Here is a 14,913-nt window from a genome sequence, read left to right as displayed (position 1 = left end):
ATGAAGGTTACGGTTCGGTAACATTGAGGTTTTGGAGGATGGCCTGAAAGGTTTTTAGTGTCGAACGAGCGAACCATCGCCACCCCGCGGGCAGCGGACGCGGGTTCTCCGGCGAGCCAAAAAACCAGCTACCGCCCCGAAGTCCAGGGCCTGCGCGCCCTGGCGGTCCTCATGGTGGTTACGTACCACGTGTGGCTGGGGCGGGTATCCGGCGGTGTGGACATCTTCCTTCTCATCTCGGCATTCCTGATGACGCTGAGCTTCACGCGCAAGGTCGAAAGCGGTGCGCCGCTCCGGCTGCTCAGCCACTGGCTGCACCTGCTCAAGCGGCTGCTGCCCGCCGTCGTGGTGGTAATTCTCGGCGTGCTTGCCGGCACCTGGGCCATCCTGCCGCAGAGCCGCTGGCCGGACATCCTCGACCAGGTCTGGGCGTCCCTGCTCTACCGGCAGAACTGGCTCCTGGCGGACAGCGCCGTCGACTACTACGCCCAGGACCATTCGGGCGCGAGCCCGCTCCAGCACTTCTGGTCACTCTCGATCCAAGGCCAGGTGTTCGTGCTCTGGCCGCTCGTCTTCGCGGGCACGGCGCTTCTTTGTCGGCTGCTCGGTAGCCTGCGCAGCCGCGGGATCGTCAAGGACCACGCCCTGCTAGGCTACCGGCCGCTGCTGACCGCAGCCTTCGGCGTGATCTTTGCCGTATCCCTCGTGTATTCGATCCAGCAGACCTCCACCAACCAGGCCCACGCCTACTTCGACACCGGCGCCCGGCTGTGGGAATTCGCCCTGGGTTCGCTCCTGGCCCTCGCCCTGCCGTACCTTAAGCCGGGCAAGATCCTGCGCGTTGTTCTGGGCTGGGCCGGCCTGGCCGCCATGCTGTCGTGCGGGCTGCTGCTGACGGTGGACCGCTCGTTCCCCGGCTACATCGCACTGTGGCCCACGCTGGCGGCCGCCGCGATCATCACCGCCGGACAAAGCGGCAGCCGCTTCGGCGTCGACCGTCTCCTGACCTGGAAACCGCTGGTGGCGCTGGGAGACAACTCCTATGCGCTCTACCTTTGGCACTGGCCGCTGCTTGTCCTGGCCCTCGCCGGCGCGGGCATCACGTCACCAAACCTTTTCCAGGGCCTGTGCATCGTGGCCGTGTCCATCGTTTTGGCCGTGCTCACCACCCGCTTCGTCGAGAAGCCGCTGCGCGAATGGCACTGGCCGAAGAGCCGCACCTGGCGCACCGCCGTCGTGATTGCCGCCTGCGGCGCCCTGCTGGCGGGTCCCGTCGCGGTCTGGCAGAGCCGGCTCGTGGCCGACGAGGCCGCGGCGGCGTCCCAGCCCAAGGAACTGACCCCCGGTGCGGCCGCCCTCGCGCCGGAAAACGCGGGCAAGCCCACCCCGGAGGCCAAGATCATCCCCGCGCCCGCCGCGATGAAGAACGAATGGGCGGACATCGACGGGCTGTGCACGGACAACAACGTCCCGTCAGACCCCCTGCTGCAGGGCTGCCTGCAGAACAACAAACCCGAGAAGGTCACCAAGCGGATTGTGGTGCTCGGGGACTCGCATGCCCAGCAGTACATGGCGGCGCTGGGGCCGATCGCCAAAAACCACGGCTGGGAAGTCGTGACCTTGCTCAAAGGCAACTGCCGCTTCGGCGGCGAGTCCCCGGAACGGGACGCGGACTGCAACGCCTTCAACAAGGCCAGCACCCAGTACGTCCTGGACCACCGGCCCGACGCCGTCTTCACCGTCGCGTCGCTGACCCACAAGGACGCCCCTTTCGAGACCGAAGTGCCGCAGTACCTTGAAGGCATCAAGCCTTTCACCGACGCCGGCATGGACGTCGTGGGCATCCGCGACAACCCCCGCTTCAACATCAACATGCCCGAGTGCGTCCAGAAGAACGGCGCGGATGCCTCCGAGTGCAACGTGCCGGAACAGGACTCGCTGGCGGGGTCCTCGCCGCTGGACGCCTACCGCGGCAAGGTGCGCGGGCTGCACCTGATGGACATGAGCGATTTCATCTGCGCCAACGGGACATGCCCCGCGGTGGTCGGCAACGTGTACGTCTACAAGGACGACAACCACCTGACCAAGACGTACGTGCAGACCATGATCCCCATGTTCGAACGAAGGCTCCTCGCCGCCACCGGCTGGAAATAGGCGGGACGGCCCGTACTGAAGCCGCACATTACTGCCCCGGAATATGGCTATCGCCGCCAAGGTTCTACTATTTATTAATCCCTTCTGCACAGACCAGACCCGTAATGACTGGCTGGTCATCTGTTGCAACCCCTACCCGTGAACCCCGTAACCCAAGGTAAGAGGCGCACTCATGACCCAGCCCGAACACAATCCCTTTGGCTTCATCGGCCTGACGTACGACGACGTCCTGCTTCTGCCCGGCCACACCGACGTGATTCCCTCCGAGGCGGACACGTCCTCGCGGATTTCCAAGCGCATCACGGTCCAGACCCCGCTGCTGTCCGCGGCAATGGACACCGTCACCGAGTCCCGGATGGCCATCGCCATGGCACGCCAGGGCGGCCTCGGCGTCGTGCACCGGAACCTGTCAATCGCCGATCAGGCTGACCAGGTGGACCGGGTCAAGCGCAGCGAATCCGGCATGATCACCAACCCGCTGACCATCGGGCCCGAGGCCACCCTGGCCGAGCTGGACGAGATCTGCTCGCACTACCGCGTCTCCGGCCTGCCGGTGGTGGACGAGGGCATGCGGCTCCTGGGCATCGTCACCAACCGCGACACGCGCTTCGTGCCGGAAGCGGACTTCCCGCTCCGGCTGGTCAGCGACGTCATGACCAAAATGCCGCTCGTCACCGGGCACGTCGGCATCAGCCGCGAGGAAGCCTCGCACAAACTTGCCACGAACAAGATCGAGAAGCTCCCGCTCGTCGACGAGCAGGGCCGGCTCAAGGGCCTGATCACCACCAAAGACTTCACCAAGGCCGAGCAGTACCCCTTGGCCACCAAGGACGACGCGGGCCGCCTGCGCGTCGGCGCGGCCATCGGCTTCTTCGGCGACGGCTGGGAGCGGGCCATGGCGCTCGTCGACGCCGGCGTGGATGCCCTCTTCGTGGACACCGCGAACGGCCACTCCCAGGGCGTGCTGGACATGATCCGCCGGCTCAAGTCCGATCCCGCAGTGGCACACGTGGACATCATCGGCGGCCAGGCAGCCACCCGCGAAGGTGCCCAGGCGCTGATCGACGCCGGTGCCGACGGCATCAAGGTCGGCGTGGGCCCCGGCTCCATCTGCACCACCCGTGTGGTTGCCGGCGTCGGTGTTCCGCAGATCACCGCCATCTACGAATCGGCCAAGGCGGCCATCCCCGCCGGCGTGCCGCTGATCGCCGACGGCGGCCTGCAGTACTCGGGCGACATCGGCAAAGCGCTCGTCGCCGGCGCGGACACCGTCATGCTCGGCTCCCTTCTGGCCGGCTGCGACGAGTCCCCGGGCGATCTGATCTTCGTCAACGGCAAGCAGTTCAAGCTCTACCGCGGCATGGGTTCCCTCGGGGCCATGCAGACCCGCGGCAAGAACACGTCCTATTCGAAGGACCGGTACTTCCAGGCCGACGTCTCCGGCGATGACAAGCTCATCCCGGAAGGCATCGAAGGCCGGGTTGCCTACCGCGGACCGCTCGCCTCGGTGGCATACCAGCTGGTCGGCGGCCTCCGCCAGACCATGTTCTACACCGGTGCCCCCACCGTCGCCGAGCTGAAGGCCCGCGGCAAGTTCGTGCGCATCACCCCGGCCGGGCTCAAGGAATCGCACCCGCACGACATCCAGATGACGGTCGAGGCCCCGAACTACGGGTCACGCTAAACCACCGGATCGTCAGCGAACAGGCCGTGGGGAGTTCTCCCCGCGGCCTGTTCGTGTCTGCACCCCGAACTAGGCTGGAGGCATGTCCGAACTCCTGCCCGCACGTGAGCCAAAGCGCAAGCTCGCGCTGAGGCCCTACGCCCGCGCCGTGGCGCAGGTGCTGCGGGTAAGTTTCCGGGCCTCGCCCGCCGCCGTGGTCATGAAAGTCCTCGGCTCGCTGATCTCGGCGCTCCTGCCGCTGGTCACGACGTACTTCGCCGCCCTGACCACCACGGCGCTGGCCGCCGCCTACGCTGGCGACCCGGCGGCCGGGCAGCGGGCGATAGTCTACGTCATCATCACGGCAGTCCTGGGCCTGTTCTGGGGCTCGTTCAGCAGTGTGGACCGCTACATCCAGCAGCTCATGAGCTTCCGGGTCGGGGCGATCGTCGGCGACCTGATGTACGAGCGCTTCCTTACCCTGGACTTCTGGCGCTACGACGACAAAGAGACGGTGGACCTCTACGACCGCGCCAAGCGTTTTTCCGATTCCTATGCACGGGTCCTGGACCGGATCGCCGCGATCTTCACCCAGTTCGTCTCGGTGATCCTGGCCATCGGCGCACTGTTCCTGGTCAATTGGTGGATCTCCGTGATCGTCCTGATCGCGATCGTGCCGAGCGTGTACCTGCAGTTCCGGCTCTCCCGCGAACAGATCGCGCACTGGAACACCCAGGTGGATTCCCGCAGGCAGCGCAGGATGATCGAGACCAACCTCCTGCGCCCCCAGCACATCGCCGAGATGCGGCTGTACGGGATCGTCGGCTACCTGATGGGGCTGCGCTCCCGGCTCCGGGACGCCGACGAGAAGCGACGGCTGGACTTCCAGAAACGCTACATCCCCAAACAGCTCGCGGCCGATGCCCTGCAGTACGGCGCCGAAGTGGTTTCCCTGATCTGGGTCGTCGGCCAGATCATTGCCCGGGCCCAGCCGGTGGGACAGTTCCTTTACGTCCAGCAGATTGTCAGCCGGGCGCTGTCCACGGCGAACAGCCTCGTCTCCTCGCTCAGTTCGATCGACGAGGACCTGGCAAACCTCACGGACTATGAACTGTTCATGGCGCTGCCGGTGCCTTCCGGCCACGCCCCGCCGCTGCTGCAGGCGCCGAAGACCGTGGAGCTGCGGGACATCCACTTCACCTATACCGGCAGCGAACTGGAAGTCATCCGCGGCATTTCGCTGACCATCCGGCAGGGCCAGCACATCGCGATTGTGGGCGAGAACGGCGCCGGCAAATCCACCCTGATCCGCATCCTGGCCGGGCTTTACCGCCCGGATTCCGGCCAGGTGCTGCTCGACGGCGTCGACCTCGCCGCCGTGGACGTGACGTCCTGGCACCGGCACCTGGCGGTCCTTAGCCAGGAGTTCCTCAAATATGAGTTCGCTACCGCCGCGGAGAACATCTTCTTCGGCGACGTCGATTCGCCCCGCGAGGACGGCCGGATCCGCCGGGCCGCCGCGGACGCCGAGGCCCTGGAATTCATCAACAAACTGCCCAACGGGCTGGACAACCACGTGAGCAACTGGATGGAGGATCCGCGCGGACGGAAGGGTTCAGGCCTCTCCGGCGGGCAGTGGCAGCGGCTGGCGATGGCTCGGAACTTCTACCGCAACGCCTCATTCATGGTGATGGACGAGCCGACGTCGGCCATCGATGCCCTCGCTGAGCACCGGATCTTCACGAGGCTCTTCGCCGACCGCAGCAGCACCATCATCGCCATCAGCCACCGCCTCGCCACGATCGAGAAGGCCGACGTCGTCTACATGCTCGAGGACGGCCGGATCGTCGAACAGGGCACGCACAGGGAGCTTGTGGCGCTGCGCGGCCGGTACTTCCGGATGTTCGAATCCCAGCTCGCCGTGGACGACGCCGAAGGCATCTGAGCCGAAGGCGCCGATGAGCGGCGGCTTGACCGCATCAGCGCGTCCAAGCCAATGCGCGGGGCAGGCTGCAGCCCGGCGCAGGCCTCCAGGCTGGTCCCCTCCCTGCCAGCCCCGCGAGGGGGACTTCTACCCGCCGAACCGAATCACGGTGGTCCGCACCCGCGCCAGGCTGGGCACCGGCGGAACGCTGCTGAAACCAAAGGTGACTTCGGGCCGGATGGCGGACAGGGGCCCCGCGTCTCCGCCGTCCCAGCCGACGCTCGCCGAGTCGATGCGGTGAAGATCGGTCACGCCGTAGTACTCCTCCCGCCCGCCCTTCGCGGCCCCCGCGGTGCGCACCCCGGGGCTGAGGAGGGCAGCGAGCGGGCTGATGGCACGCAGCCACTGCGGATGCACGGCCACCGGACCCGGGACCAGCCGGGCGATGCTGCCCAGCCGGGTTCGTTTGCCGATGGCGGCGCGAATCCGGAGCGGGCCGGCGTCGACCCGGAGCCACTGCCCGCCGTGAGACGCGGCGACGTCGAGCACACGGGTTTCGTCAAAGTTGTAGACCGAAGCGATGAGGTCGCCGATCTCAGCGGTGGGCGCGAGCAGGATCCGCCGGCCGGAGGCCAACTGGACCATCGCGTCGGCGAACGGACCGAAGGGGGAGCGCTGCCAGAGGCCCACCACCGCGCGCAGACCGGACTCCGTGCCGATGCCGGCGATGTGCCCGTCGAAGATCCACCGCATACCCATGCCGCCACCTTACGTCGGTGCCGGACGTTCCGCAGCGGCCTCCTCAGCTGGGCGGACGTGTCCCGGCTGCCACGTCCCGGCGGGGATTCGGTCCGCCAGGACACGGTCGCCGGGAAAACGCCGCCCTGGGATAACCTAGAGCAGTGACTTACGAGATTGAGATTGGCCAAGGCAAGCGTGGGCGTCGTGCCTACTCCCTGGATGACATTGCGATCGTCCCCAACCGACGCACGCGTGACCCCAAGGACGTATCCGTCTCGTGGCAGATCGATGCCTACAAGTTCGAGATGCCGGTCATCGCAGCTCCGATGGATTCGGCCATGTCGCCGGAAACCGTGATCGCTCTCGGGCGCCTCGGCGGACTCGGGGTCCTGGACCTCGAAGGCCTGTGGACCAGGTATGAGAACCCGCAGTCCGTGCTGGACGAAATCGCGGTCCTCGCGGACGAGACCAACAGCCCCGCCGTCACCCGGCGGATGCAGGAGCTCTACCAGGCGCCGATCCAGCCCGAGCTGATCACCTCCCGCCTCGCCGAGATCCGCGCCGCGGGGGTCACCGTGGCCGGCTCGCTGACCCCACAGCGCACGCAGGAACACTACAAGACCGTGGTGGCTGCCGGCGTCGACATCTTTGTCATCCGCGGGACCACCGTCTCGGCCGAGCACGTCTCCAAGGCCCACGAGCCGCTGAACCTCAAGCAGTTCATCTACGAACTCGACGTCCCCGTGATCGTCGGGGGAGCGGCCGGCTACACCCCGGCCCTGCACCTGATGCGCACCGGTGCCGCCGGCGTGCTGGTCGGCTTCGGCGGGGGAGCCACCACCACCACCCGCCGCGCGCTGGGCATCCACTCTCCGATGGCCTCCTCCATCTCCGACGTCGCGGCCGCCCGCCGGGACTACATGGACGAATCCGGCGGACGCTACGTGCACGTGATCGCCGACGGCGGCATGGGAACCTCGGGCGACATCGTCAAGGCCATCGCGATGGGCGCCGACGCCGTGATGCTGGGCAGTGCCCTGGCCCGCGCCGAGGAGGCGCCGGGCAAGGGCTGGCACTGGGGCCAGGAGGCACACCACCTCGAACTGCCCCGCGGCGACAGGGTCAACGTGGGAACTGTTGGACCGCTCGAGGAGGTCCTGTTCGGGCCAGGCCACCACACCAACGGCACCTCGAACCTGATCGGGGCGCTGCGCCGTTCGATGGCAACCACCGGCTACTCGGACCTGAAGGAATTCCAGCGCGTCGACGTCGTCGTCTCGCCGTACGCCGGAAACTGAACCGCACGCCGGCAGGGGATTAGCCCTGCCCATCCGGAGGACTTGGACGTAGTCTGGTGCCCTAACGAGGTTTGATCCGGATGGAGGCGTGACATGAACAGTTTTCCCGGCGGTTCTGCCGTGGCCGGAGGTGCCCTGGGTCCTGCAGAGCGCGATGCTTCCATCGCCTTACTCAAGGGCACTGCTGACCCGGGCAAGGAACTCGACATCCTGATCGTGGGCGGCGGCATCGTCGGCGCCGGCGCCGCCCTGGATGCGATCACGCGCGGGCTCAGCGTCGGCATCGTCGAGGCCAACGACTGGGCAGCCGGCACGTCGTCCCGGTCCTCCAAGCTCATCCACGGCGGCCTGCGGTACCTGGAGATGCTCGACTTCGCCCTGGTCAAGGAGGCCCTGCACGAGCGCGGGCTCATCCTGTCCGTCCTGGCCCCGCACCTGGCCCGGCCGGTGCCGTTCCTCTACCCGCTGACCAAGCATGTGCTTGAGCGCCCCTATGTCGGCGCCGGGATCGCGCTGTACGACGTCATGTCCATCACCGGCGGACACAGCCGCGGCGTCCCGTTCCACAAGCATCTGACCCGCCGCGGGACCCTGCGGGCCGCGCCGAGCCTGAAGGACGACGCCTTCGTGGGGTCCATCAGGTACTACGACGGCCAGGTGGACGACGCGAAATACGTCGCCAACCTGGTGCGGACCGCGGCGCACTACGGCGCACACGCCGTCAACCAGATGTCCGTGGTGGACTTCCTGCGCGAAGGGGAGCGCGTCGTCGGCGCCAAGGTGGTCAACCACGAGGACGGATCAACGTTCAACATCCGGGCCAAGCAGGTCATTAACGCCACCGGCGTCTGGACCGACGAAACCCAGGCCATGGTGACCGACCGCGGACAGCTCAAAGTTCGCGCCTCCAAGGGCATCCACCTGGTGGTGCCCCGGGACCGGATCCAGTCCACCGTGGGACTGATCCTGCGAACCGAGAAGTCGGTGTTGTTCGTGATCCCCTGGGGCAGGCACTGGATCATCGGGACCACGGACACTGACTGGCACCTCGACAAGGCCCACCCGGCGGCCTCCAGCAAGGACATCGACTACCTGCTGGAGCACGTCAACAAGGTCCTCAAACGGCCCCTGACACGCGAAGACGTCGAGGGCGTTTACGCGGGCCTGCGCCCGCTCCTGGCCGGGGAAAGCGATTCCACCGCCAAGCTCTCCCGGGAACACGTGGTGGCCCACCCCGTGCCCGGGCTCGTGGTGGTGGCCGGCGGGAAGTGGACCACCTACCGGGTCATGGCCAAGGACGCAGTGGACGAGGCAACGCGCAGCATGGACGAGCGCGTCCCCCCCAGCTGCACGGAGTCCATTCCGTTGCTAGGGGCCAGCGGTTTCAAGGCAGCGTGGAACAAACGGAACCGGATGGCGGAGGAGACGGGCGTGCATGTGGCCCGGATCGAACATCTGCTCAACCGCTACGGCGCCATGACGCCGGAAGTGCTGGCCCTGATCGCCGGTAACCCGGAGCTGGCCGAGCCGTTGCCCGGCGCGGACGACTACCTCGCCGCGGAGGCCGTCTATGCGGCCACGAACGAAGGCGCCCGCCACGTTCAGGACGTGCTGACCCGCCGCACCCGGATTTCGATCGAGGCCTGGGACCGGGGTGTGTCCGCCGCTCCGGTAGTCGCTAAACTAATGGGAGACGTTCTCGGCTGGAGTGATGCGCAGCGCGAGGGCGAAATCAAGCACTATCTGGCCCGGGTCGATGCCGAGCGCCTGAGTCAGCAGCAGCCGGATGATGAATCCGCCGACGCCGCACGGCTGGGCGTGGAGGATATTGTCCCGTTGCGCTGAGTTTCAGCACCGGCCGGCAGTGCTGACCACATCGCAGGTCAACTGACTGCCGGCCGGCGTGCACTGACGCCACTTCGAAGGGACATCACTTGGCGCAACCACTGGACCGGTACGACGCCGAGCTCACCACGCCCGAGATGGTGATCCTGGAGATGGACGCCACGGACAAGCTGGACGCCACGTCCCAGCTCGCAGAGCGGATGTATGCGGCGGGACGGATTTCCGATCTCGATGGCTTCCTCAAGCAGGTCAATGCCCGGGAGCACCAGCTCGCAACCGGCCTGCCCGGCGGGGTGGGTCTGCCGCACGCCCGAAGCGAGCTGGTCTCGCAGACCTCCATTGCGGTCGGCATCACCAAATACGGCAGGGCACTGGACTTCGGTGCCGCAGACGGCCCGGCCACCGTCATACTGCTCATCGCCACCCCGGCGAGCTCTTTCTCCGATCACCTTGAAGTGCTCGCGACGCTGGCCCGCTCGCTCTCGAAGGAGTCCTTCCGCGAGTCGCTCCGCCGGGCCTACGACGCCGAAGTGATCGCCGAGCTCATCAATTCCAGCCTGGTGTTCTTCGACCACTAGCAGGTTGGGGCAGGCCTTTCGTGTCGAGGTAGTCGCCGCGCAGGGACTCGGCTGCCGCATTCTGGGGGCAGGACCTTTCGTCGCGAGATCGTCGCCGCGCTGGGACTCGGCTGCCGCATTCTTGGGGCGAGATATTTGAATTCTGGATCCGGAGTGGGCCCATCAGCCATTTCGAAGGTTCCCGGCGCTGGACGTCAAAGCAGCCGATCAAAGGTCAGAACACCTTAGGGTGCGGTTCACTCTCCTGGAGGATCAGCTGGTCCGTGCTGCGGGAATCGAGGTCTCGGGTCCTCCCGAGTCTGTCCTCTTCTCGCCCGGAGTCCGCACGCAGTTTGGCCGGCCGCGGGTCCTGGACCGCGCCGCCTTAGTACGGTCTGATCGTTCTCCGGCTGGCAGCCAGGGCCGGATCCTGGACGTCGGCCGAACCTCACGGATCTTCCCGCCCCACATCCGCAAAGCCCTCATCGCCCGCGACCAGGGCTGCACCTTCCCCGGCTGCACCATCCCCGCCGCCTCGTGCGAGGCCCACCACATCCACTACTGGTCGCGGCGGCCTCACCGCCACCGACAACGGCACAATTTGTGAATATGACCCCACTCGAGGGTCGCTGTGTCAAAAGCCGAGTCCTCGCCTATGGCCCGGTAGATTGAGCGCATGAGTGAAGTCGTCGCCAAAGCATTCCTGAGCTATGCCCATGTCGATAACGAACGGGAAGACGGTAGGATTCGGCGTCTCGCCGAGCTTCTCAGGGCGGAGTTCGAGTTCCTCACCGGCGAAACAATAGACATCTTTGTTGATTCGGCTGAAATTCGCTGGGGGCACGACTTTCGGGCGCAACTCGATGAAGCCTTGCAAAACACGACGTTCTTCATACCCGTGTTGACCCCCACATACTTCCTGCGCGAAGAGTGCAGGAAGGAAATGGTTCAATTCGTTTCATCGGCTCGGTCGTTGGGGCTTCAGGAGCTATTGATGTCGATCCGATACACACCAGTGCCTGATCTTCGAGAAGGTAGCACCGACGAACTCAAGGACATTGCGGCGCGCATGCAGTTCGAACCCTGGGACGATGTCCGACTTCTGGAGGAGACGTCATCCCCTTACCGGACGCGGATCCACCGCCTCGCGACAAGGCTAGTGGAATTGACGCGCGACCTCGAAGCACGACCGGTGCACCTTGCTTCAAACCCGAAGCGCGCGTCGGTGGACGTGATCGCGAAAAGTGCGGAGGCAGGCGAGCCGCCGTCAGCGGCACAGCGCCTGCGACCGGCGCCAGAAGAAGAGGAAGCCGACGATGCCCCTGGATTTCTGGAGCTAATGGCTGATTTTCAACCGGTCGCGGACGAGTGGACGAACACTCTCACGACTCTCGGGCCTGCGGTTGGTGAATTCGGAGAGCTTTTCAGTGCCTCGTCCAAGGAGATGGAAAAGGCGAACAAGAAGCCGAACGCGTTTGCCGCGAAGATCGTAATCGCTCGGCAACTGGCAAAAGATGCCGCGGCGCCCCTTGAAACCATCGAGCATATGTCTAAGGAATACTCGACCAGTCTGCTTCGCATGGATCCCATCATTAGGGCGGTGCTAGAGGTGTTGGCCCACCAGGAGGAGGACGCAGGCAACGGGGATGCCGTGGCAGGAATTAGGCGTCTGATCGACTCCTCCCGAGAGGCCATGGCAACGATAACCGAGGCCGCTGATGCTGCTAAGGCCAACGCCGGGATGAGCAGGGACCTGCGCCCACTGCTCCGCAGATTTGAAACAGCGCTCAGAAATGTGGTTGATGGTCAGGACCTAATTGACGGCTGGGAGCCGCTCCTCGAGGGAGCCGCGAAGCGGCTCCCATCACTTGAAGTAGCAACATAACTCGGAAGGCCTGAATTGCCGTCCGTAGGGGCATCGAATTTGTAATGGTGTCGTGCAGGAATCGAAGGGGAAGTTTGTTGTATCCAACGGCGTTGGGAACATTGCCCCTACACTGATGCCGTGACCTCCGAGTCGATTCCTTTGCCCGACGGCGTCCGGCTACGCGCAGAGCCGCTCCCCGGGGCGCAGCCGCCCCGATGGAAAGGGACTAGTGTTCGGCGTCGTCTGGTGGCCTTGGTGGTCTTTTCGGGCGTTCTCTTCACTGGAGTAGCCGTCACTGCCGTCGTCGCCTTTTCTTGGGCCATGATCCCTGTCTGGGGCAGCCATGTGAAGGTGCCCGCCACCGTCACCAGCCAGTACGGTTACTACAAGAGGGACATTTATTCGGTGGATGGCCACCACTGCATCGTCGGTCTCCAGTATGCCCTCGACGGTCGGCCTATAACTGCATCCTCTGACACGCACACGACGTGTAAAGGTTCCCCGTCGTCGGGGTCTACGGTAACGATCAGCGTCTATCAAGAGAATACGGTCGATCCAATCATCGACGGCTATTACACCTTCCAGAGCTCGCTGCCTGGGATGGTCGGACTCCTGGGCCTCGGCTGGGTTTTCGGTTCTGGGTACCTCTTAGTCCTCGTCGGGGTCTCCTATTGGGGCGCACGTCGAATAGGGGAGGGTGAGTCCTCATGGCGGCAAGTGACAGCGACCGTAAAGCAACTCGAGAAGTTCAGATCCTCGACTACCGTGACTCTTGAAGCTGAGGATGTGACTGGGGCGCTCCGAATTTTCCGGATCAGGTATAGCTTCAGGAGCCCGTGGCTCGAATCCTCCCCCCAAGGCACGGTCAGCCTCACGATGTTGGGCAACGGCGGAGATAGGCTCCTGTTCGCGCCTCCGGGCTCCCGTAACGTCAAGGTCGGTTACGTTTCTGTCCCGAGCCAATTTGAGCTGCGGGCGCTCGGACTCTAGCGTTCGCAGTCAGGAGTCCGGGGGCATCAGAAAAGCCGTTCCAATGCATAGTGACTGGCGTACGGGCGTCGCCGCGTAACGACCACCTCTGCATGATTACGGCTCGGCCGCGGCCAGAACCACGGCAGCACAGCGGCGCGGCCGCCAGGACTATTGCCGCAACACCCCTGCCTGCGTGCCTGCTTTGGATACCGCCCAGCATTCTGGGCGGTAGGCAAGGCGCCCTGGGAAGGGTTCGCGTCGGATCGTCGCCCCCAAATGAGGGGTGAAGCCGGCGCGGTGCCCGTTTCGCTGTTCTACACGGGGACGAAGTACGGTTAAGAGGTGCTGAAAACTGCCCTTAAACCCCGCTGGATCGCAGGACTCGTGTTCGCGATTGCCATTTCCGGGGTGTTTGTGCTGCTCAGCCAGTGGCAGTTTGGCCGTTCAACGCAGCCGGAAACCCCGGTTTCCACCACAACAGAGGACCCGCGCGAGCTCACCTCGGTCCTGCAGCCGGGAGGATTCTTCCCAGGTTCGGTGGCGGACCAGATTGTCTCCGCCACGGGAAGCTACGACCCACAAAAGCAGGTCCTCGTTCCGGACCGGCTCAACGACGGTGCCAAGGGCTACTGGATCGTGTCCGCCTTTGCCGTCAAGAACGCTCCCGTCCTAAAGGGCGCGGGGGCCACACCCCAGACCTGGATTCCGGTCGCCCGCGGCTGGGTCGCGGATCCCGCGGACGCCGTGGCGCCGCCCACGGGCACTATCGAACTGACCGGACGGTTGCTGCCATCCGAGTCGCCGCTGCCGCACACAGACCCCGGTCCCGGCCGTGTCAGCGCAGTCTCGGTCGCCGAGCTCATCAACGACTGGAATATCAGCAGCTACCCGGGCTTCGTCGCCGCGAGGACCGAACTCTCCGCCGGAGCCGATGTCGGGGCCCCCGCCAGCAGCGGTGCCGTCAAACCCCTCCTGATAGGCCCGCAGCCGCCGGCCCAGCAAGTGAATTGGCTTAACCTCTTCTACTCCGTGGAATGGGTGGTCTTCGCCGGCTTCGCGCTGTTCATCTGGTGGAGACTCGTGAAAGACGACTACCGCCGCGACCTCGAAGACGCGCTGGACGACGAAGAGTCGGGCCATGACCCGGGCGCTTCCGAAGGACAACAGCGCCGGGCCGACGCGTTTCCGGCCGCACAGCCCGCCGCCGGTGGGAACCCAGCCGGGCACAACCCCGTCGAACCGAACACAAGCGCAGCACATCCCGCAGATCCCTATAGCACCGCCACCCATCCCACCGACCCGAGAGTGCAATCATGATCGAGCCCCAGCCCGCCATCCAGCCGCCATCAACCAACGGCGCGGGGGCCGCCGGCAAGAAGCGACGCTTCGGCGGCACCGAGGCCCAAATCCGGTCCGCCCTCAAGTTCTACAAGGTGATGGCCTACCTGACGGGCTCCATGCTGCTTCTGCTGTGCGCCGAGCTGGTCGCCCGGTACGGCTTCGGACAGTACCTCTTCGCCGGCGGCACCGACGCCGTCACCGGACAGCCGTTCGGCCTGGGCTTCGCCGATGCCGAACCGCCGGGAGTGATCGGGGGAGTCAACCTCTCCATAGCCGTCCTGATCGTGCACGGCTGGATGTACGTTGTCTACCTGATTTCTGACTTCCGGCTGTGGTCGCTCATGCGCTGGCCGTTCGGCAAACTGGTGGTCCTGGCCCTGGGCGGCGTCGTGCCGTTCCTGTCCTTCTTCGTCGAGAAGAGGTTCCATGCCGAGGTCGAGGCGGAACTCGCGGCGAACCCGCAGGCACCCCAGCGGTACTGACCCCAGAGGTACTGACTCAAGCGGCGCCAGCAGCACTGACTCCAGCCTTCGTGGACCGGGGCACCCCGC

General features: G+C 65.5%; 11 protein-coding genes and 1 pseudogene. 11 read left to right on the top strand and 1 reads right to left on the bottom strand.

Annotated features, from left to right (window positions below; translation table 11 throughout):
• Positions 1 to 75: 75 nt before the first annotated feature.
• The 3 genes from C8D78_RS05715 to C8D78_RS05705 all read left to right on the top strand — a co-directional run bounded on the left by C8D78_RS05715 (position 76) and on the right by C8D78_RS05705 (position 5,762).
• Positions 76 to 2,154 carry an acyltransferase family protein gene (locus C8D78_RS05715; RefSeq protein ID WP_120951745.1) on the top strand — a complete coding sequence of 693 codons (2,079 nt, stop codon included), beginning with the start codon at positions 76 to 78 and terminating at the stop codon, positions 2,152 to 2,154.
• A gap of 172 nt (positions 2,155 to 2,326) precedes the next feature.
• A complete protein-coding gene (gene guaB / locus C8D78_RS05710) occupies positions 2,327 to 3,838 on the top strand; it encodes an IMP dehydrogenase (protein ID WP_120951046.1) in 1,512 nt (503 codons plus the stop codon).
• A gap of 82 nt (positions 3,839 to 3,920) precedes the next feature.
• Positions 3,921 to 5,762, top strand: coding sequence for an ABC transporter ATP-binding protein (locus tag C8D78_RS05705; protein WP_120951044.1), 1,842 nt, complete (start codon positions 3,921 to 3,923; stop codon positions 5,760 to 5,762).
• Positions 5,763 to 5,888: 126 nt separating this feature from the next.
• Here C8D78_RS05705 and C8D78_RS05700 read toward each other — a convergent pair whose 3' ends face one another.
• Positions 5,889 to 6,500 (bottom strand): hypothetical protein, encoded by a 612-nt coding sequence (locus C8D78_RS05700; RefSeq protein WP_120951042.1) that lies wholly within the window; start codon positions 6,498 to 6,500, stop codon positions 5,889 to 5,891.
• A 143-nt stretch (positions 6,501 to 6,643) separates the two neighbouring features.
• Here C8D78_RS05700 and C8D78_RS05695 point away from each other — a divergent pair, with 143 nt between their 5' ends.
• The 8 genes and pseudogenes from C8D78_RS05695 to C8D78_RS05655 all read left to right on the top strand — a co-directional run bounded on the left by C8D78_RS05695 (position 6,644) and on the right by C8D78_RS05655 (position 14,844).
• Entirely contained in the window at positions 6,644 to 7,780 is a 1,137-nt protein-coding gene (locus C8D78_RS05695; protein WP_120951040.1) for a GuaB3 family IMP dehydrogenase-related protein, read from the top strand.
• A gap of 93 nt (positions 7,781 to 7,873) precedes the next feature.
• On the top strand, positions 7,874 to 9,625 hold the full coding sequence (locus C8D78_RS05690) for a glycerol-3-phosphate dehydrogenase/oxidase (protein ID WP_120951038.1): 1,752 nt from the start codon (positions 7,874 to 7,876) through the stop codon (positions 9,623 to 9,625).
• Positions 9,626 to 9,714: 89 nt separating this feature from the next.
• Complete coding sequence (locus C8D78_RS05685) at positions 9,715 to 10,203, top strand: PTS sugar transporter subunit IIA (RefSeq protein WP_120951036.1); 489 nt, start codon at positions 9,715 to 9,717, stop codon at positions 10,201 to 10,203.
• 391 nt (positions 10,204 to 10,594) lie between these two features.
• Positions 10,595 to 10,784 (top strand): annotated as a pseudogene (locus C8D78_RS05675) (HNH endonuclease signature motif containing protein); the annotation flags it as partial.
• Positions 10,785 to 10,858: 74 nt separating this feature from the next.
• Positions 10,859 to 12,067, top strand: a complete 1,209-nt coding sequence (locus tag C8D78_RS05670; RefSeq protein WP_120951034.1) for a toll/interleukin-1 receptor domain-containing protein — start codon at positions 10,859 to 10,861, stop codon at positions 12,065 to 12,067.
• Between the two features lie 120 nt (positions 12,068 to 12,187).
• Positions 12,188 to 13,039 carry a hypothetical protein gene (locus C8D78_RS05665; RefSeq protein WP_147429557.1) on the top strand — a complete coding sequence of 284 codons (852 nt, stop codon included), beginning with the start codon at positions 12,188 to 12,190 and terminating at the stop codon, positions 13,037 to 13,039.
• 324 nt (positions 13,040 to 13,363) lie between these two features.
• Positions 13,364 to 14,338 (top strand): SURF1 family protein, encoded by a 975-nt coding sequence (locus C8D78_RS05660; RefSeq protein ID WP_120951030.1) that lies wholly within the window; start codon positions 13,364 to 13,366, stop codon positions 14,336 to 14,338.
• Positions 14,335 to 14,844, top strand: a complete 510-nt coding sequence (locus C8D78_RS05655) for a DUF3817 domain-containing protein (RefSeq protein ID WP_120951028.1) — start codon at positions 14,335 to 14,337, stop codon at positions 14,842 to 14,844. Before C8D78_RS05660 ends, C8D78_RS05655 begins: the two co-directional genes overlap by 4 nt.
• Positions 14,845 to 14,913 lie beyond the last annotated feature (69 nt).

Origin of the sequence: Arthrobacter oryzae (assembly GCF_003634095.1) — a bacterium.
GTDB lineage: Bacteria > Actinomycetota > Actinomycetes > Actinomycetales > Micrococcaceae > Arthrobacter > Arthrobacter oryzae.
This window is presented reverse-complemented; position numbering and strand designations above follow the sequence as displayed.